The sequence below is a fragment of the Metamycoplasma spumans genome (assembly GCF_041026625.1).
GTDB lineage: Bacteria > Bacillota_I > Bacilli_A > Mycoplasmatales > Metamycoplasmataceae > Metamycoplasma > Metamycoplasma spumans.
Genome location: NZ_CP163393.1, coordinates 638,542 through 657,886 on the forward strand (window position 1 = coordinate 638,542; position 19,345 = coordinate 657,886).

Annotated in this window: 18 protein-coding genes; 13 read left to right on the forward strand and 5 right to left on the reverse strand. The window is 28.5% G+C overall.

Annotation, left to right across the window (positions count from 1 at the left end; genetic code table 4):
* Positions 1-51: 51 nt before the first annotated feature.
* Genes rsmD through AB5V95_RS02755 form a run of 6 tightly spaced genes read left to right on the forward strand, consistent with a single transcriptional unit; the run spans position 52 to position 4,556 of the window.
* Positions 52-600: a 16S rRNA (guanine(966)-N(2))-methyltransferase RsmD gene (gene rsmD / locus AB5V95_RS02730; protein WP_369085828.1), complete on the forward strand. Its 549-nt coding sequence runs from the start codon at positions 52-54 to the stop codon at positions 598-600.
* Positions 601-630: 30 nt separating this feature from the next.
* Positions 631-1,254, forward strand: a complete 624-nt coding sequence (gene gmk / locus AB5V95_RS02735; protein WP_027122427.1) for a guanylate kinase — start codon at positions 631-633, stop codon at positions 1,252-1,254.
* Positions 1,255-1,263: 9 nt separating this feature from the next.
* A complete protein-coding gene (locus AB5V95_RS02740) occupies positions 1,264-2,007 on the forward strand; it encodes a protein phosphatase 2C domain-containing protein (RefSeq protein ID WP_369085829.1) in 744 nt (247 codons plus the stop codon).
* On the forward strand, positions 2,008-3,039 hold the full coding sequence (locus tag AB5V95_RS02745; protein ID WP_369085830.1) for a serine/threonine-protein kinase: 1,032 nt from the start codon (positions 2,008-2,010) through the stop codon (positions 3,037-3,039).
* 2 nt (positions 3,040-3,041) lie between these two features.
* Positions 3,042-3,896, forward strand: a complete 855-nt coding sequence (rsgA, locus tag AB5V95_RS02750) for a ribosome small subunit-dependent GTPase A (RefSeq protein WP_369085831.1) — start codon at positions 3,042-3,044, stop codon at positions 3,894-3,896.
* Between the two features lie 9 nt (positions 3,897-3,905).
* A complete protein-coding gene (locus tag AB5V95_RS02755; RefSeq protein ID WP_369085832.1) occupies positions 3,906-4,556 on the forward strand; it encodes a ribulose-phosphate 3-epimerase in 651 nt (216 codons plus the stop codon).
* A gap of 223 nt (positions 4,557-4,779) precedes the next feature.
* Here AB5V95_RS02755 and AB5V95_RS02760 read toward each other — a convergent pair whose 3' ends face one another.
* Positions 4,780-6,309 carry a hypothetical protein gene (locus AB5V95_RS02760; protein ID WP_369085833.1) on the reverse strand — a complete coding sequence of 510 codons (1,530 nt, stop codon included), beginning with the start codon at positions 6,307-6,309 and terminating at the stop codon, positions 4,780-4,782.
* A gap of 232 nt (positions 6,310-6,541) precedes the next feature.
* On the opposite strand from AB5V95_RS02760, the gene nusA reads away from it, so the two are divergent.
* The 7 genes from nusA (at position 6,542) to AB5V95_RS02795 (ending at position 13,137) form a co-directional block, all read left to right on the forward strand.
* Entirely contained in the window at positions 6,542-8,143 is a 1,602-nt protein-coding gene (nusA, locus tag AB5V95_RS02765) for a transcription termination factor NusA (protein ID WP_369085834.1), read from the forward strand.
* A complete protein-coding gene (locus AB5V95_RS02770; RefSeq protein WP_027122783.1) occupies positions 8,130-8,426 on the forward strand; it encodes a YlxR family protein in 297 nt (98 codons plus the stop codon). Before nusA ends, AB5V95_RS02770 begins: the two co-directional genes overlap by 14 nt.
* On the forward strand, positions 8,390-10,192 hold the full coding sequence (infB, locus tag AB5V95_RS02775) for a translation initiation factor IF-2 (RefSeq protein WP_369085835.1): 1,803 nt from the start codon (positions 8,390-8,392) through the stop codon (positions 10,190-10,192). Before AB5V95_RS02770 ends, infB begins: the two co-directional genes overlap by 37 nt.
* Position 10,193: 1 nt before the next feature.
* Positions 10,194-10,523 carry a 30S ribosome-binding factor RbfA gene (rbfA, locus tag AB5V95_RS02780; RefSeq protein WP_027122781.1) on the forward strand — a complete coding sequence of 110 codons (330 nt, stop codon included), beginning with the start codon at positions 10,194-10,196 and terminating at the stop codon, positions 10,521-10,523.
* A gap of 17 nt (positions 10,524-10,540) precedes the next feature.
* Positions 10,541-12,376 carry a tRNA uridine-5-carboxymethylaminomethyl(34) synthesis enzyme MnmG gene (gene mnmG / locus AB5V95_RS02785; protein WP_027122780.1) on the forward strand — a complete coding sequence of 612 codons (1,836 nt, stop codon included), beginning with the start codon at positions 10,541-10,543 and terminating at the stop codon, positions 12,374-12,376.
* Positions 12,366-12,797 (forward strand): 23S rRNA (pseudouridine(1915)-N(3))-methyltransferase RlmH, encoded by a 432-nt coding sequence (locus AB5V95_RS02790; protein WP_027122779.1) that lies wholly within the window; start codon positions 12,366-12,368, stop codon positions 12,795-12,797. Before mnmG ends, AB5V95_RS02790 begins: the two co-directional genes overlap by 11 nt.
* Before the next feature lie 130 nt (positions 12,798-12,927).
* Positions 12,928-13,137 carry a TM2 domain-containing protein gene (locus AB5V95_RS02795; RefSeq protein WP_036476019.1) on the forward strand — a complete coding sequence of 70 codons (210 nt, stop codon included), beginning with the start codon at positions 12,928-12,930 and terminating at the stop codon, positions 13,135-13,137.
* 156 nt (positions 13,138-13,293) lie between these two features.
* Here the strand turns inward: AB5V95_RS02795 and ftsH are convergent, their stop codons facing one another.
* The 4 genes from ftsH to AB5V95_RS02815 form a co-directional block, all read right to left on the reverse strand.
* On the reverse strand, positions 13,294-15,462 hold the full coding sequence (ftsH, locus tag AB5V95_RS02800; protein ID WP_369085836.1) for an ATP-dependent zinc metalloprotease FtsH: 2,169 nt from the start codon (positions 15,460-15,462) through the stop codon (positions 13,294-13,296).
* Between the two features lie 73 nt (positions 15,463-15,535).
* Positions 15,536-16,483, reverse strand: coding sequence for a tRNA lysidine(34) synthetase TilS (tilS, locus tag AB5V95_RS02805; RefSeq protein ID WP_369085837.1), 948 nt, complete (start codon positions 16,481-16,483; stop codon positions 15,536-15,538).
* Position 16,484: 1 nt separating this feature from the next.
* Positions 16,485-17,030: an aminoacyl-tRNA hydrolase gene (pth, locus tag AB5V95_RS02810; protein ID WP_369085838.1), complete on the reverse strand. Its 546-nt coding sequence runs from the start codon at positions 17,028-17,030 to the stop codon at positions 16,485-16,487.
* A gap of 1 nt (position 17,031) precedes the next feature.
* Complete coding sequence (locus tag AB5V95_RS02815; protein WP_369085839.1) at positions 17,032-19,290, reverse strand: ATP-dependent RecD-like DNA helicase; 2,259 nt, start codon at positions 19,288-19,290, stop codon at positions 17,032-17,034.
* Between the last annotated feature and the right edge of the window lie 55 nt (positions 19,291-19,345).

Genomic DNA, 19,345 nt, shown 5'->3' on the forward strand with positions numbered 1-19,345 from the left:
TTATATTATATTTTGTTTTTATTGAATTATAACATCTATAATTGTATTAATATGTTGAGAATAATAGCAGGAAAATATCGTTCAAGATTACTTGAACAACCAAATAAATCAATTACCAGACCGACTATTGATAGGGCTAGAGAAGCGATTTTTTCATCAATTCAATTTAGTATTGAGGGAAAAGAATTTTTAGATCTTTTTTCAGGAAGTGGTTCGTTTTGTTTAGAAGCTTTGTCACGTGGAGCAAAACATGCAACATGTATTGAAAAAAATCGTGAAGCTTTCAATGTTATTTTAAAAAACAAAGCAAGTCTTGGTGAAAAAAATTTAGATGTTTTTAATACTGACGCTTTGAGCTTTTTGAATAAAGCGCCTTCTGAATTTTATGACTATATTTATCTTGATCCACCTTTTAAAGATAAAGAACTTTTGTTGGAATGCCTTAACAAAATAATAGAACGCAAAATCATTAAAAATGACGGATTAATTATCGTTGAAAGTGACTGATCAGATTTAAAATACGACTATCAAGATTATCGGATAACAAAAGTAAAAAAATATGGTAAAATTTACATCTACTATCTACAAAACAATTTTTAATTAATCATACAAAACAATATGGGAGGATATATGAACAAAAAATTAATTATCTTTGCCGGTCCAAGCGGAGTTGGAAAAGGAACAGTTGAAAAACTTCTTTTTGAAGACAAATCATTAAAATTGAAATTATCAGTTTCAATGACAACAAGAAAAGCTAGAGAGGGTGAAGTAGACGGAGTTCATTATTATTTTGTTTCTAAAGAAACATTTGACGCCTGTTTAGCTGACAATCGTTTAATCGAATATTCAATGCATTTTGATAATTACTATGGAACTCTTTATTCAGAAATTACAAGAATTTGTGAACAAAGTAAAATTCCATTTTTAGAAATTGAAACAAACGGAGCAAAACAAATTATTGACTACTATAAAAAAGAAGGTAAACAAGACGAAATTTGTTCAATTTTTCTAATGCCACCTTCATTTAAAGAGTTAGAAAAACGTATTGGTGGAAGAAATACAGAAAGTGATGAATTAATTAATAAAAGATTGAATAAAGCTCACGAAGAAATAGGTTGCTCAACATTATTTCAATATGTAGTAATTAATAATGATATTGAGCAAACTGCAAACGAAATCAAGGAAATCATTAAAAAAGAATTTAGCGATATTCTAAATGCTGAAGAAGAAGTTTCAGAAGGAAGAAAGGCTTAATTAACAATTATGGAAGTTTGCATAAAAAGCGAAAAAGGAAATTTTAGACCAGAAAATCAAGATTACGCCAGCTTTATTAGTAAAGGCGATTGAACTTTTGCTATTCTATGTGACGGCATGGGCGGACATTTTGGTGGTTCTTTATGTTCAAAATTAACATGTGAAAATTTTAAAAAAAGTTTCGAGTTAAATTTTGATATCGATATGCAAGCTAATGATAGTTTGAAAATTAGTAAATGATTTAATAAAACATTAAACTTCGTAAAAGAAGTATTAATTAATTATGCAAGAAAAAATAATATATTTATAGATATGGGAACAACATTAACTGCTGTTCTCGTTTTTAATATAACTAAAAAGATGTATGTATTTAATGTTGGGGATTCACGAACATATGTGTATGACAAAAAGTTAATTCAAATTACTAGAGATCAAAACTTTTTTAACTATTTGGTAAATGAAAAAAAATGAAATGAAGAAGAAGCTAGATTACACCCGGATGCCAATAAATTAGTAAGCTGTTTAGGCCCTAAAAAAATTATGCAGTGAGATTCATTTTGTATTGAACCTTCAGGTTTGTTAAAATATGTGATTTTAACATCTGATGGTTTACATGATAATGTTGATAGCGAAGAATTTAAAAGTATTTTAAATAGCGATAATAATTTAGAAGAGAAGGCTTCAAATTTAATAAATAAGGCCATTGAAAATGAAAGTAAAGATAATTTAAGTGTTGTTATTTTGGAGTTATAGATGAATAGTAAAAATGAATTTAAAGAGTTAAGTAAGTTTGAAAATCTTAATAAGAATTTTGAATCTTTTGAAAAAATTGGTAGCGGCGGTTACGGATTTATATATTCGGGTATTTTTAAAAAAAATAATAAACGTTATGCGATAAAAATATTGAATCTTGGTGATGATTTAGATAGAAAAAGAATTGACCAAGAACGTTTTAAAAACGAGATAAATATTTTAAAAGTTATTAATTCGCCTAATATTGTTAGAATTCTAGGTTCTTATATTAGCAATAATGAATGTTATTATGCAATGGAATTAATTGATGGGCAATCACTTAAGTCAATTATTGCAAAACAAAGCAAAATTGATGTTCAATCTACTGTTAATTATTCAAAAGAAATTTGTATGGCATTAGAGAAGATACATGATAAAAATATTATTCACCGTGATTTAAAACCAAGCAATATATTAATAGAAAACGGGACCAATGTTGTTAAGCTAATTGATTTTGGAATATCTTTATCTGAAAATAGTAATCGTGTTACTGCTGAAAATAAAGCAGTAGGTTCAATACAATATTTAGCACCCGAGATATTGAGTAGAAAATCAAATGCTTCAATCAAAAGTGATATATATTCTTTAGGGATTATGATGTATGAAATGTTGACTGGTAGAGTTCCATTTAATGGCAGTGATCAAAATGAGGTTATGTTAGCGCATATTAATGATGACTTACCTTCGATAAACGAAAAAAATCACATCGTTATTCCACAGGCTTTAGAAAATATCATAATTAAGTGTACGGCTAAATACCCAGATCAAAGATACGAAAATGTCAAAGAAATTTATGAAGATTTAGAAATGTGTTTGTCAGCTAAAAGATCTAATGATAAAAAAATTAATTTAAATAACAAGACAATAAAAAAAGATACGCCAACATTTAGACATAAAAAGATGTTAACAATATTTTTATCAATTGGTGGAATACTGATTGCAATTGTGATTGTTTTATTGATATTATTATTAAAAGGAGTAATTAAATTTTAGTTATGGAAGAGGGAAAAATTGTAAAATCTGTTGCCGGTTTTTATGATGTTAAATCTTTTAAAGATCATCAAATTTATCGCGTAAGAGGTTCAGGAAAATTGCGCTTACTAGATATGAAGCCAATTGTTGGCGATAATGTAGAGTTTGAAAAAGGTGAATTAATACATAGAATTTTAGGAAGAAGAAACTTTTTTATACGGCCAAAAATTGCAAACGTTGATCAAGCAATTGTGGTTATGTCACTAGTTGAACCTGAGTTTAGTTCATTATTAGTTGATAAATTCTTAATTATTATTGAAAATAAAAATGTAACACCAATTATTGTTTTAACTAAAAAAGATTTGACTAGTGAATCAAAAATCAATTTTTATAAAGAACAAGGTTATCAGGTTTTTGAAATAAATTATGAAACTAATCAAGGCTTTGACGGACTAAAGGAATTATTTAAGCATAAAACAAGTTTTTTTGTAGGTCAAACTGGAGTTGGAAAGACAACATTAATTAATTATTTAGCAAATACGAAATTTGAAACACAAGCGATATCAAAGGCTTTAAACCGTGGTAAGCATACGACTAGGGAAGTCAGTTTGATTGACTTTAATGGTGGCGAAATAATTGATACGCCAGGTTTTTCATCAATAGAATTTAATCTAACCGTTGATGAATTGCCAAAAGCATTTAAAGCCTTTAAAGAAGCATCAGTTAATTGTAAATTTAGAAGTTGCAAGCATTACATGGAATCAGAAAATGATTGTGAAGTAAAAAGACAAGTTTCTGAAGGTATAATCAAATTAGAAAGATATAATAATTACATTAGTTTTTTAAAAAGATTAATCGACGAACCAATTAAGTATTAAAGGAGAAGTATGAAAAAAATTAGTCCATCAGTATTGGATGTTCCTAAAAATAATTTAATAAGTTATATTACTCAATTAACTGAGTGGGGAGTTAATAATGTACATTATGACGTAATGGATAATAAATTTGTTCCTAACTCAGCGTTAACTTTTGAAGAAATTAAAAGTGTTTATGAAAATTGTCCTAAGCACATTATGGATATACATCTAATGGTTGAAGATGTTGAGTTATATTATGAAATGTATAAAAATATTGGCGATATTTTAACATTTCACTATGAAGCAATGGATAAAGAAAAATTAACATCTTTAATTGCTAAAGCTAAAAAAGATAATGTGAAAATTGGTTTAGCAATTAAACCTTCAACAAATGTCGAAGTTTTACGTCCATTTATTAAAGATTTATCACTTTCATTAATTATGAGCGTTGAACCAGGATTTGGCGGTCAAAAATTTATGGAAATAAGCTATGACAGGGTTAAAGAACTAGAAGGTATTATTAAAGAAGAAAAAAGCGCAGCAATTATACAAATTGACGGCGGCGTTAAACAAGAAAATATTAAATATTGTTTTGAAGCTGGTGTTAATTTAGCTGTTGTCGGATCATATTTAGTCAAAAATTTTTCAAAACAAACAGTTGACGATTTATTGACAAAATAATTGAATTTTTACTGATAAATGTAATATTTTTTAAAATATTAAGTGTTAATTCTTAATCAAATTGCAACATTTTTATAGTTTAAAAATGTTTATTAAACTTATGATATCAAATTTATTTTTTAAGACCTAAAAATTTAAGCCAGTAATCAGGAAAAATTAGCAAAGTGTTATACTTTGCTATTATTTTTTTTAAATCTGTATATCTTAAAATAAAAATTAAAATCTACTTAAAATATTCAGATAGGTTATTATCTACTTCTTTAATTGCGTTTTTAAACATTGATTTTAAGTGGTTCATTTCTTCTTTTAAACCCGAAGTATTTAATTTAAATTTTTCTAAATTTCTAATCAAGTAATTAAACTTATCAGTAAATGTTGAAACTACTGACTTATGCGTTACGACTATCAAACTTAATTTATAAGCCAAATCATCTCAAACGTCAAGATTTTTGCCTATTAAAAAAATCTCTTGTGAGTTAAAGTTAGATAAATCACTGCTTGCTTTGTAACGATTTTCTGGAGTTTTGAAAAAATATTCACCACTTGAGTTCATACAAAATAAAACTTTTATTTTTTTTGAAAAATTAACTCTATTGCCGTTAGTATCAACTGGGGCATAATATTCGTTTAGGTATTTAACTGCACCTGAATGAGTTTTATTTTTAAAATGATAATCAACATACCAACCAGGGTCGCCTTCATTTATTTTTCTAAAACAGTTTTTATCACTATTTCTTTCTAATTTTGGAGATATAGAATTAAAGTGATTTATTAATTCGTCTTCAATCTTACTTATTTCTGTTCAATGTTTTATATTCTTTGTTTTAAAGAATATGGGATAATTTAATTGAGCAGTTTTAAAAGACCTTTCAACAAAAGACTTAAATTGCGGAACACTAGAAGATTGAACTTCGATGCCTAAAGATCGCAAATACTCAGTAATAGGTGTGTATGAAGACTCTTTTTTTCAAAAAGTTGTTCTTTTATCGGTCTTTATAATCTGCGGAATTCCGTGTGTTCTAAAAAGTTTTTCAAGCAGATTCATATAACCAATATTGGTTTCTTCTTTAGACACATGGACTGCTAAAAGCCTACCAGTGGCAGGGTCAATAGCGTGGTAAGTATGAAAAGTTTCACCCAACCCCATTGTGTCTGGCGTAGCATCGATCTCAACGATCATGCCTGGAGAAAGATTTTTCCAGGTATTTTTTATTACCGCATTTTTCTCTATTGTTTTAAGATTCTCTAATCTGCTATTTATTGCATAATAAAATATTGTTTCTGGAACTGCGTCATTTAAAATATTTCTTGCGTTTCTTTTAGCTTCTTTTCTAGTTGATTTGTGCGAGTGTTCTGTTGCATATCCTCTTTTTAAAGTACGTCTGTAAAGAGTTTTTAAAGACATTATTGAACCTTTTGTTCTATAATAAATAGCCATAGTAACATTTTTAGTTCTATCTGTAGGTTGATCAAAAACAAAAGAGCTAAAATCTCTGATCTTTTCAATTTCAGAATCTACAAGATCATCGCTAAACTTTTGTCTATATTTATTTCCTTTATTTTTGTGCGAGACATTAAATGTTCCGTCAAAATTTATAGATTTCTTAATTTTAGAAACTGTAAAACGACTAACCTCGTGTTTTATGGCGATTTGGTTTATTTTTAATTTTCCATTAGTTATATCTGTATAAATATCTTTTCTTTTTTTCTCAAAATCTGTTAAATTCTGGATTTCTATTTTTTTATATTTCACTTTACCTCCTATAATGATTTTAAACTATAGGATGTTGCAAAATGATTGAGAATTACAATGTAGCAAAATATTTGAGAATTCACATTACTGATAAATGTAATATTTTTTAAAATATTAAGGGTTTTTGTATATAATAAAGGTACTATTTTTATACAGATTTGAAGGGTTGGCCATTATTGGCTAACCTTTTTCAATAAAAATGGTAGGCTTAAATATTAAAAAGGAGAATAAAATGTCAGAATCAAATAGTTCAAATCAAAAAGCAAATGAAATTTTTACACAAATTTATAACTTATCTCAAATCAAAAGAATCGACGAACAAAGTATTTTAAATTTATTTAAAGATGCTATTTCTAAAGTTATTTTAGAGCAGTACGATGAAGAAGCTGAATTGGAATTTATCTTTGATAATGAAAATCATAAATTTAATATTATCAATCACAATAAAACGGTTGTAGAAGATCCAATTAATGACGAAGAAAAAGATATGCTAACACCATGTGTCGAAGTGGCATTTTCTGATGCTCAGAAAATTAATGAAGATATTGAAGTTGGAGATCATATTTCAACAGAAATTGATTTCGAAGCTTTTACAAAACGTGATTATATTAAAATTCTTTCAGTATTTAATCAATCACTAAGAGAGCTAGAAAAGAAATTAGTATGTCAAAAATATATAGACAAAGTTGGAGATATTACTAAGGCAAAAATTACATCATTTAATAAAAGTGGAATTATGTTGGAATTAATTGATGGTACAGAAGCATACATGCCCCCTTCATCAACAAACCATAGATTTATTAGTAAATTAAAACCAGGGGACGTTATTGATGTTTATATAGAAGAAGTTAAACCTGAATCGAAACATGCTCAGGTTGTTGTTTCATCAGTTGAGTCTAAATTAATTCAAAATTTAATGGCAAAAGAAATTCCAGAAGTTGCGCAAGGCTTTATTGAAATTGTTAAAATTGCTCGTATTCCAGGAGAGAGGGCAAAAATTGCAATTAGAAAATCACAAGATGCTCCAGAGGGAATGGAAGAATTAGGCGCAATAATTGGAACAAATTCAGAAAGAATTGAAGCAATTTCAAGACAACTAAAAGGCGAAAAAATTGATATTATTTTATATTCAGATGACTTAAATACATATATTAAAAATGCGATTAGCCCTTCAAAGGTTATCGATGTTATAAAAGCTGGTGAGGGCAAAGGTAGTTATCCTTCTTATACAGTTATTGTTCCAAATACGCAACATACATTGGCTATTGGTAAAAAAGGACAAAACGTTACTTTAGCTTCAGAATTAACAAAAGCAAGATTAGATATTTTTTCACAAGCTCAGGCTGATGAAAAAGGTATTGAATATAACTTTGATCATGGAAACGTTTCTATTGAAGAGCTAAAAGAATTAGAAGTAGGTAGAAAACTTGAAACTACATTTAAGAAAAAACCTAAAGCTAAAACACCAAGTTTCAATACATTTGAAAATGATTTTAACATTGATGAATTTGACCAAGATTTAGCAGAACTTCGTCAAAAAGCACAAGAAAGAGACGATAAATTTGAAAAACAAATATTTGCAAGCGATTTTGATAATGTTATTGAGGAAACTTTGAAAACTATTAAGGAAGATTTAGAAAATTCAGAATCAGATGAAATTGATGATTACGATCCTTATTCAGAATCAATTGCCGAAATGGTAAAAAGAGAAGAAGAAGAACGTGACTATGAAAAAATAACATCTACAAAGATGAAAGATTTCAAAAAAGATGATGATTTAAGTGCTGGTCTAGAAAATATTGATCTAAGTGATTTAGATAATGAAGACTGATAAAAAATATAGTCGTAAATCGATTGTTGATTCGCAAATATATGATGTGAATTTAATGGTTAGATTTGCTAAAAATAAAAATAACGAAATTAGTTTCGATCCATATTTAGAAAAACCAGGACGCGGTGCCTACTGTTTAAAAAATATAGAACAGATAGATACGGTTTTTAAAAAGAAATTATTAAATCGAGCATTTAGACAAAACGTTAGTTTAGATGCATATGATTCAATACGGAAAGAGGTGGAAGAATGAGTAAACAAAACAACAAAAGAAAATCAAATGTAGAAAGTCTTAAACAACAACTTAACGTAGTTGAAACAAAATTAGAAGATGGTGTATTCATTTTTAGTGGACCATTAACAATTTCTGAATTTGCTAATAAGATTAAAAAATCAGTTTCAGAAATTTTAACTCACTATTTTAAACAAGGTTTATTGAAAACAATTAACACGACATTGAACGAAGAAGAAATCGCTGAGTTATGTTTACACTATAATTTAGATTTCAAAAAAGAAGACAACGTCGATGCACAAAATTTATTTGACAAGTTAGAAATTGTTGAAGATCCTAATGATTTAGTTAAGAGACCTCCAATTGTTACAATCATGGGCCATGTTGACCACGGTAAAACAACACTAATTGATAGAATTAGAAAAAGTAATATTTTGGATAGTGAATTTGGTGGGATTACTCAACATACAGGTGCATATCAAGTTGAACATAATGATCGTAAAATTACTTTTTTAGATACACCAGGTCATGAAGCATTTACAGAAATGAGATCTAGGGGAGCTAAAGTTACTGATATAGTAGTTATTGTTGTCGCAGCTGATGATGGTGTTAAACCTCAAACAATTGAAGCAATCGACCACGCTAAAGCTGCTAATGTTCCGATTATTATATTTGTTAATAAAATGGATAAACCAGGTGCTGACCCTGAGAAAGTAAAAAGTCAACTTTCAGAGCATGATATTATTTGTGAAGAATGAGGTGGTGAATACCAATTTATTTATGGTTCAGCAATGAATAACCACAATATTGATTCTTTACTTGAAGCAATATTTTTACAAGCAGACTTATTAGATTTAAAAGCAAATTTAAACAGAGATCCAATTGGAACAGTTGTTGAATCACGTATTGACAAGGGACGTGGAGTAGTTTCAACTATTATTGTTCAAAACGGAACACTATTGCCAAGAGATTTTATAGTTGCTGGTGGACAATACGGTAATATTAGAAGTTTAACAACTGTTGAAGGAAAACCTTTGGCAAAGGCTTTACCAGGTACACCTTGCGTTATAACTGGTCTTGCAAAAAATCCTCAATCTGGAGATAAATTTATTGTAATTAGCGACGAAAAATTTGCTAAAAAATTAGCTGAAGAAAAAGCGTATCTTGATAAACAAAGAGAATTAAATGAAAAAAATGCATTTTCAATTCAAGATGGAATTAAAACGGTTAATGTTATTATTAAAACTGACGTTCAGGGTACAGCTGAGGCTATTAGACAAACACTTTCAAAGATTAAAAATGAAGAAATCGCCGTTAATGTTATTCGTTCAACAGCAGGTGAAATTACAAAAGCCGATATTTTATTAGCAGAAACATCGAATGCTAGAATTTATGTGTTTAATAACGCAATAAGTTCTGAAATAAAAAAATTAGCCGAATCAAAAGGTATAAAAATTGCAAAACACAACATCATTTATAAAATAGTTGAAGAACTAGAAGCTTTAATTACAACAATGAAAGAACCAGTTTATGAAGAAAAATTAATAGGAACTGCACAAGTTATTCAATTGTTCTTCTATTCAAAAGTTGGTACAATCGCAGGATGTATGGCAACATCGGGTCAAATTAAAGAATTCTCTAAAGTTGAAGTAGTTAGAAGAAATAAAGTAGTTTACAAAGGACAAATAGATTCATTGAAGAGAGAAAAAAATGATGTCAAAGTAGTTGAAAAAGGTTTTGATTTTGGGACTCATATAAAAGAATTTGATAAAATAGAAGTAGATGATGAATTAAAATTTTATGAGGATGTATTAGTTTAATATGAACACAATTAACCACGAAAGAAAAACCCAATTATTATTAGAATTAATCGGAAATAGTTTTTATGAGCTACAAGATTTTGATGTAACTAACGTTGCAATTAATGACGTTATTTTATCAACAGATGGATCACATGCAAAAGTTTATGTAACCTTATTTAAAGATAAAGCTAGATACTTTGAAAAATTAACTTCAATGTCTCCATTTATTCGTTCAGTTGTTGCTAAAACTTGAAAGTATAAAAAATTACCAGAAATAGTATTCTTAATTGATGAAGTTGAGCCTAATGCTCAAAGAATTGAAAAAATTCTTGAAGAAATTAAGAATTAATTAGAAAAGGAAAAATAATGAAATCCAATTATGATGCCATAGTAATCGGTGGTGGTCATGCTGGAATTGAAGCAACATATGCTTTAGCAAAAAGAAACTTTAAAGTTGCTCTTGTCACTCTAAACACAAAGAAATTAGGTATGCTACCTTGCAACCCATCAATTGGTGGTTCTGCAAAAGGTATTATTACTCGTGAAATCGATGCGCTTGGAGGTGTGCAAGGGCTTTTTGCTGATAAAGCAATGATTCAAATAAAGATGTTAAACACATCTAAGGGCCCAGCAGTATGATCACTACGTGCACAAATAGATAAAGATAAATATTCAGAAATTATTTTAGAAGATATATTAAAACAACAAAATATTACACTTATTGAAGATGAAGTAAGCGATTTAATTGTTGACAATAAAGTATGTAAAGGGGTAAAAACCCTTGAACATGGTGACCTTGAAGCAAAAGTCGTTGTAATGACAACTGGTGTTTATATGAATTCTCGTATTTTAAGAGGAGAGGAAATTAAATACGACGGACCAGATGGAGAAAAAACCAGTTCAACACTTTCAAAAAACCTTGAAAAATATGGCTTCGAAATTTTACGTTTAAAAACTGGTACACCATGCCGTATATATACAGACAGTATTGACTTTTCAAAAGTTGAAAAAGAAGTTTTAGATAAAACAGAACTTTCATTTTCAACAAGAAGCAATATTAAATTAGATGAACAAACATCTTGTTATTTAACACATACAACAGCAAAAACCAAGGAAATAATATTAAGAAACTTAGATAGAAGTTCACTATATTCAGGAATTATTAAAGGGATTGGCCCACGTTACTGTCCTAGTGTTGAAGATAAGATTGTTAGATTTCAAGAAAAAGAAACTCACCACATTTTCTTTGAACCAGAAACAGCTCGTGGAGACATTATGTATATTAATGGTTTATCAACATCTATGCCAGCTGACGTTCAAGATGAAATGATCGCCTCAATTCCCGGACTTGAAAATGCTAGAGTTCAAAAATATGGGTATGCAATCGAATATGATGCTATTAATCCATTAAATTTATATAAATCATTGGAATCGAAAATTATTGCAAACTTTTTCTCTGCCGGTCAACCTAATGGAACAAGTGGCTATGAAGAAGCAGCTGCTCAAGGGTTGATTGCTGGAATAAATGCTGCAAATAAATTAGATAATATGCCAGCTATGGAAATTAAGAGAAATGATGGATATATTGGCGTATTGATTGATGATATAGTTACCAAAGGTACAAACGAACCTTACAGAATGTTAACTTCAAGAGCAGAGTATCGTTTATTATTGAGAAATGATAATGTCGATGAACGTTTATCGAAGTATGCTCACGACAATAAAATGATCTCTGACGAAGAGTATAATAAGGTTATTGAAAAATACGAATACATTCAACAAACAATTGAAAAACTAAAGAATGAATATGTTTCGTCAAAAGGTTACTTGGGTGAAAAGTATAATGTTGTTAACGGTATATCTTATTTAAAATTACTAGCAAATCCTGAAGTTGATCCAGTTGATGTTTTAGGATCAGATTATCCTTATATTGACGAAATAACAATACAGGTTAGACTATTTGGTTATTTAAGAAAACAAGAAACAGCAGCTGAAAAAATGCTTAGATTAGAAAAACTAAGACTACCTGAAGATATCGATTATTGAAAAGTCGACAATTTAGCAACAGAGGCTCGCCAAAAGCTTTCACAAATTAGACCGACAACAATTGGACAAGCATCGAGAATTAGCGGTATAAATCCAGCAGATATTCAAATGTTAATGTTTTATTTAAATAACAGAAAGAAAAATATTGAAGATTAATATTATAGCAGTAGGGTCATTGACAAAAGAATTTAAAACTCTCTACGATTCCTATGTAAAAAAAATATCTTTTTTTGCTCAAATTAATTTGATTGAAATTAAAGAAGTTATTAATGACAATATTGAACTTAAAATTAAAAAAGAAACAGATTTAATTTTAGAAAAAATTCCCAAGAACTCAAAAGTCTTTTACTTATCATTGAGAGGTAAAAAACTAGATAGTGAAGGCTTTTCTGATTTATTAATTGAAGATAATATTACATTTATAATTGGCGGTAGTAACGGCGTTGATGAAAGTAAATTTGATAGAAAAATTTGTTTTTCAGACATGACATTCCCACACCAACTATTTAGAGTTATGTTAATTGAACAAATCTATCGAGGGATATCAATTAAGAAAAATATTAAGTACCACAAATAAACAAAATCCAGTCAAAGGCTGGATTTTGTTTATTTAAAATTTGTTTTAACTGTGAAATTTTGCTTGCTTTGCTTGAATTGTGGTAATCTTTAAATATATACAATATTTGAAAAGGAAGGAATTTAATTATATGAAATCTCAAAAAGATTGACTAACAACTCTATTATTATCAATATTTTTAGGAGGATGAGGAGTTGATCGTTTTTACGCAGGTAGAATCGGATTAGGAATATTAAAATTGTTAACGGCAGGAGGTTTTGGAATCTGGACTTTGATTGACATAATTTTAGTAGCTACCGGGCAAATGAAAGACGGAGAAGGGGCTTATATTAAGCAATAGTTTATTATATAAATATGAAGTTCGCCTTGAGCGAGCTTTTTATTAAATAATTTGCTCACCTCCATTTTTAAATTTATCATAATTATAAGAAAAAATAAAACTCAGACAATCTATGCCCGAGTTTATATTTAAATTATAAATTCTAACAATATTAAATTAATTAGATAGATCTTCATCTTCTTCATTTTTATTATTTTTTGAATTTTGTTCTTTTAATTCACTTTCCAATTGTTCTTTATAATTATCAACTTTAATATTTTTTTGTCCCAATACTTCATTGAATAATTCGTTAAATTCTTTTTCTGAGTATTCAGTTTTTAATTCTTCTTTAACTTTATTTAATGAAGGAGGTAATTGCATATTCTTTTCGATATATTCAATTTCTTCAGCAACAATTGTTTCGTTAATTACAAGTGCATCTTTAATAAGTTCTAATAATTGTCTATTTTCAGAAATAATTTCGTATGCCTGTTTTTGAGCCATCAAGATAATTTTTCTAATTTCTTCGTCAATTTCTTGACCGACTTTATTAGAAAATGAAACGCTTTTCATATAGTCACGGCCCAAGAAAGGATTTTGCGAATCTTCTTCATATTTGATTGGGCCTAAATCAGAAAGACCTCATTCAGTAACCATTCTTCTTGCAATGCTTGTAGCCTTAGCAATGTCATCACTTGCACCAGTAGATACATTTTCAGCTCCGTAAATTATAGCTTCAGCTACACGACCACCCATAAATGAAGTAATCATTGCAAGTAGTTCACTTTTTGAACGATTGTATTTTTCTTCCTCTGGCATCATTAAGTTATATCCGCCAGCTTGACCTCTAGGAATAATTGTAATTTTTTGGACTTTATTTCCACCTTTTAATTTAATACCAACAACAGCGTGCCCGGCTTCATGATATGCAACGGCAATATTTTCTTTTTCAGATATAGTTCTGCTTTTCTTAGCTGGACCGGCCATAACTCTATCAATAGCTTCATCAATTTGTGAAGTTGTAATATAGTTTGTTCTTTCCCTTACGCTTAATAATGATGCTTCATTAATAACGTTTTCAAGTTGAGCACCTGAATATCCTGGTGTTCTTCTTGCCAACATTGCAAAGTTAACATCAGGAGAAATTCTTTTACCACGAGCATGTAATTTTAGAATTGCTTCACGCTCTTTAATATCTGGCAAGCCTACTGTTATTGTTCTATCAAAACGACCTGGTCTTAATAAAGCAGGGTCTAATACGTCAGTTCTATTGGTTGCTGCCATAATTAGAATTCCACTGTTTTCTTTAATACCATCCATTTCAACAAGTAATTGGTTTAATGTTTGTTCACGTTCGTCATTTCCTCCACCAATACCTGCCCCTCTAGATCTACCAACGGCGTCTAATTCGTCAATAAATATAATAGCGGGTGCATTATCTCTGGCTTCAGCGAACATATCACGAACTCTTTTTGCTCCAAGTCCTACATACATTTCAACGAAATTAGATGCTGAGATAAAATAAAATGGAACATTAGCCTCACCAGCAGTTGCTTTCGCTAAAAGAGTTTTACCTGTACCTGGAGGGCCTCCTAATAAGATACCTTTAGGGATTCTAGCTCCCGCTGATTCGTATTTTTTAGGATATTTTAAATAATCAACTAATTCAGAAACTTCTTCTTTTGCTTCTTCGTTACCGGCTATATCTGAGAATTTTTTATCTGTGTAAATTCTTTGAGCAAGAGATTTATTATTAAATGGATTTCCTAGCGAGTTTCCTCTAGAAAGCATTATTTTTGTGCCGATAATTGTACCTATTATTGAAGAACCAAATAGCATTACTATCATTGCTGGTCATATATAGGTGCTAAAAATTGAAGGTTTAGGTACAGGGGCAAAAGTAATTTTGCCCAATTCATTGCCATTATTTTTAGTTAATTCTAGTAACGCATTTCAATAATTATCAATTCCTGTTCAGTTCTTTACTGAGTTTGCTAAAGAGGAATCGAATGCGCCACCTAAAACAACGCTAAATGAATATGTATCACCAAAATATTTTGTATTGCCCAAAACTGCTCCAATTTTTTCAGCAGGTCCAGAAACAACGACACTTAAAATTCCTGAATATTTATTTTCATACCATTGCTGAATATAAAAGTCATCATTTGGATTTTTAGTTGCTTTAACAAATTTTTCTAATTGAGAAAACTGCACATAGTTAGTATTTACTTCAATGATATAGTTATATAGAAAAATAATAAGCGTAGTAAAAAATATGACTAAGAATAAAATTAAAAACCAATATAAGGGTGAAAATTTTTTCTTAGGTTTTTTTTCTTTTTCCATTTATGCTCCTTTCTTATAATTAATAAATTATAAATTATTTGTAGTTTTTTTCACTGTTTTAAAAATGTAGTGTTTAAAAAATAACTTTGTTTTTAATTTTTATTAAATAATTATTATTATTCAGTTTGAACTTAGATGTTCGATTATTACTTTTCAAAAAGTCAATAATATTGATAATTTTATTTTTAGAAAGTTCTATACCTTGATAATTTTGGTTTATAGAATAGTAAATTAAATTTAATAATTTAGGACTTTCATAATCAAGTTTATCGCAATCAAATTCTTGATTTTTTCAGATTTCGTAAAGGTTTTTAATTTCAATTTCTTGTTGTTTATTTTTATTATTGATTAAATTGAATTGTTCAATTAGATTGTCTTTGTATTTTTTATCTTCTGCTTTTAATGTTAGACGTATTTGATTTCTTGTATAAATTGGTAAATCGTTAGTGTAATCACTTGCAAAAAGTATTGAAAATTTATTACATAGGTCTTTAATTTCATCTTTATAAAATAGTTCAATCATAGGTCTGAAAATCAGCATTTCATTTATTACATTTGTTGTTTTTATTCCATAAAAAAGTGGCTCTCTTTTACTATTTTTTTGCATTATTGCAGTTTCGATAAAGTCGTCTTTATGATGTGCTAAAATCAGATAATTACAATCATGTTTTTTATATAACTCTTTGTAAAATTCATACCTTTCGTCTCTGGCGATAGTTTGAAAATTTCCTTTTGCGTTATCATCTGAATGGGATAAGTTTAGAATTTCACACGGAATATTATTTTCTAAGCAAAACAATCTAACTAATTTTTCATCGTAATGGCTATCATATCTTTTGCCGTAATTTACACAAGATACAATAATATTAAAGTCTTTTAATAAATATAAAAGCCACATTGAATCAGGTCCTCCACTGATTCCTAGTAGCATTTTTTTGTTTATATCAACGTTGTTATTAATAAAAACTTTTTTTAATTGATTAACAAGGTCTATATATTCTGTTTCTAAAATTTTATTCATTTTATAACTTATTTGAATACTTATTCATTACGTATCTGATGTCGTTGCCAATGAATGATATTAATGCCTCACAAACATTGTCAATGACTTTGTCAATAATTTCAAAATCGTTATGTGAAAATTTTCCAAGTACATAATCAATGACATGTTCAGATCTGCCAATTCCAATTTTTACTCTTTTAATTTGATCTGTGCCTAGCTTTTGTATAATGTCTTTCATTCCATTATGGCCGCCTGCCGAACCTTTTTGCTTAATTGAAGCCTTACCAACAATCAAATCCATATCATCATAAATGACTAATATATTATCTTCTGGTATGTCATAGTAATCTTTAATTGATCTAACGAAATCGCCACTTTTATTCATATATGTTAAGGGTTTTGCTAAACAAATTTCATTGTCTTTGTAATAAGTTCCATTAAATTTCTTTTCATCGAGTTTGACATCTAGTTTTTTAGCTAATCTGTCAATAACCATAAAGCCGATATTGTGTCTAGTTTTTTCATATTCAGCTCCTGGATTTCCTAAACCGATTATTAATTTCATATTATTCTTCTTTCTCTTTTGCTCAAAGTTTTGCAATATTTGTTATACGATTTGAATCGCTATCGTTTGATATTCCAGTTTTTAATGTTTCAGTTTCACCTAAAATAACACTGTAATTTTTAGCTCTGGTAATGGCAGTATATATCAATTTTTTACTTAACAATCTTTTCGCTTCTGAAAATAATACCGTGATTACAACCTTACATTCAGAACCTTGATATTTATGAACGCTTGTACAATATGCAGGATAAGTATTTGCTAAAAATTCTGATTTAGTGTATGTTACTGATTTATCGTCATATTCAACAGTAATATGACTAATATCCTTTTCAAATGAATCTTTTTTATTTACAAATGTAAATCATGAAATATAGCCAATTTCGCCATTGAACACTTTCGTTTTTGAATCATTAACTAAGTTTATAACTTTATCGTCTATTGCAAAAGTACGTTCACGATATTTATAAGCGTCTTGATTATCAATTAATCTAAAATAAGCGCTCAATACGTTATTAAGTTCATCAATACCTGTTTCATAGTTGTACATTGGGCTCAATATTGCAATGTCTTTTTTGTTGTAACCTTTATTAACTAAATCTTTAACAATATTAATTAAACTGACGTGTAAATCTTCACGTTTAACTTCAATAAATTTTGAATTATTGCCAGCAAATTCAGGCATTTTTCCTTCGTTTATAGCCATAGCATCGTCGATAATATCAATATTATCTTGTTGGCGATAAACCTTTTTTAGTTCGATTGTTTTAAAAATATTATTATCAATAAAATCGTGAATTAAATAACCAGGTCCAATTGCAGGAAGTTGATTTTTATCTCCAACCAATATAATTTTTTTAAGATATCTAGAACTAATTCCTTTTAATAAAGCATTAAATAAATCTACTGAAACCATCGAAAACTCATCGATAATTAAGCAATCTATTGCTTTTGGCGATTTTTCATTGACACTAAAATTATTATTATCAGGGTCTCATTCTAAAAAACTATGTATAGTAACGGCTTTAGCTTCTTCTTGATTGTTATTGATATTAATTGTTGCTCTACCGGTCGGGGTTAGTATTGCAACTGAATCTTCGTGATAAATTTCTAAAAGTTTGTTAATGATACGATTAGTTATTAAAGTTTTACCCGTTCCAGGACCACCAGTTATTAAAACTAAATTATCTTCTAATGCTGATTTAATTGCTTCGTTTTGATATTGGTGTAATAGTTTTTCGTCTTCAAAATTTATTTTTTTAAGACCTGAATTATTTTTTATTTTGTATAACCTTTGAATAATGAATTTTTCCATTTCATATATTTTTTTGGTTGAAATAAACTCGTCACCATCGTAATCTTCTTTTATTAGATAATTACTTTGGATTAATAAATCTATTGCTTCTTCAAATTTATTAAGTTCACGTGGTCATAATAAATCTATTGAGGCAACTCTTATTATTTCATTATAAATGTACCTACGTTGAATTCTTGTATTTCCACTATCAAAAAAATAGTCGTTTAAAGCCTTATAAATATGACTGGCACCTTTAAAATTAGCTTTATCAAAATTAAAATAATCAGTTAATTTATCCATATCGTCAAGCTTGATTTTATAGTTATCAGAATCTAGATAATATAAATAAAAATTGTCTTTATATTTTTGATAAAAGCCATCGAAATTTTTAAATCTTTTTATGATTTCTTCGTACAGTGATGTCGATAAATTTAATTTTAAAAACAAAATTTGATCTTCTACTAGAGTTGGATTGCTTTTTAAATATTCTTTGGCAACTTCTCAACTTTCAGAATTTATTCCTATTTCTTTATAATCAATTTCACCATTGTCGTTTGCTATTTTTTTAAGTGCATCAGCGCCTAACTTATCAACAATTGCTCATGCTCTTTGTTCGCCTATACCCTTGAATTTTGCGCTTTTTAAAAACTTTACAATATATGATTTTTGATAACTTTCATTGTCATCAACTAAATCTACAGAATTTAAAACATAACTGTTCGGGTATTTTGATTTGATGGCAGGGCTTACACTTACTTGGTAGTTTTGTGTATTTAATATAATATTATTTTCGTTAAATAAGTTGTTTTTAATAGTGATTGAGATTGAGTTAAATTTATTTAGCGAAACTGGAGTTGCGCCATCGTTTGTTAAAACTTTGAATGTCGCAATAACAATAGATCCATCTGTTGAAGATCATAAGATTTTGTTGAATGTGCCCGTTATTAAACTATTTTTATTTTCCATAATTATTTTAAATTTTAACACATTTTATTTTTTGGCTTGCTATTGACTTTTAAAA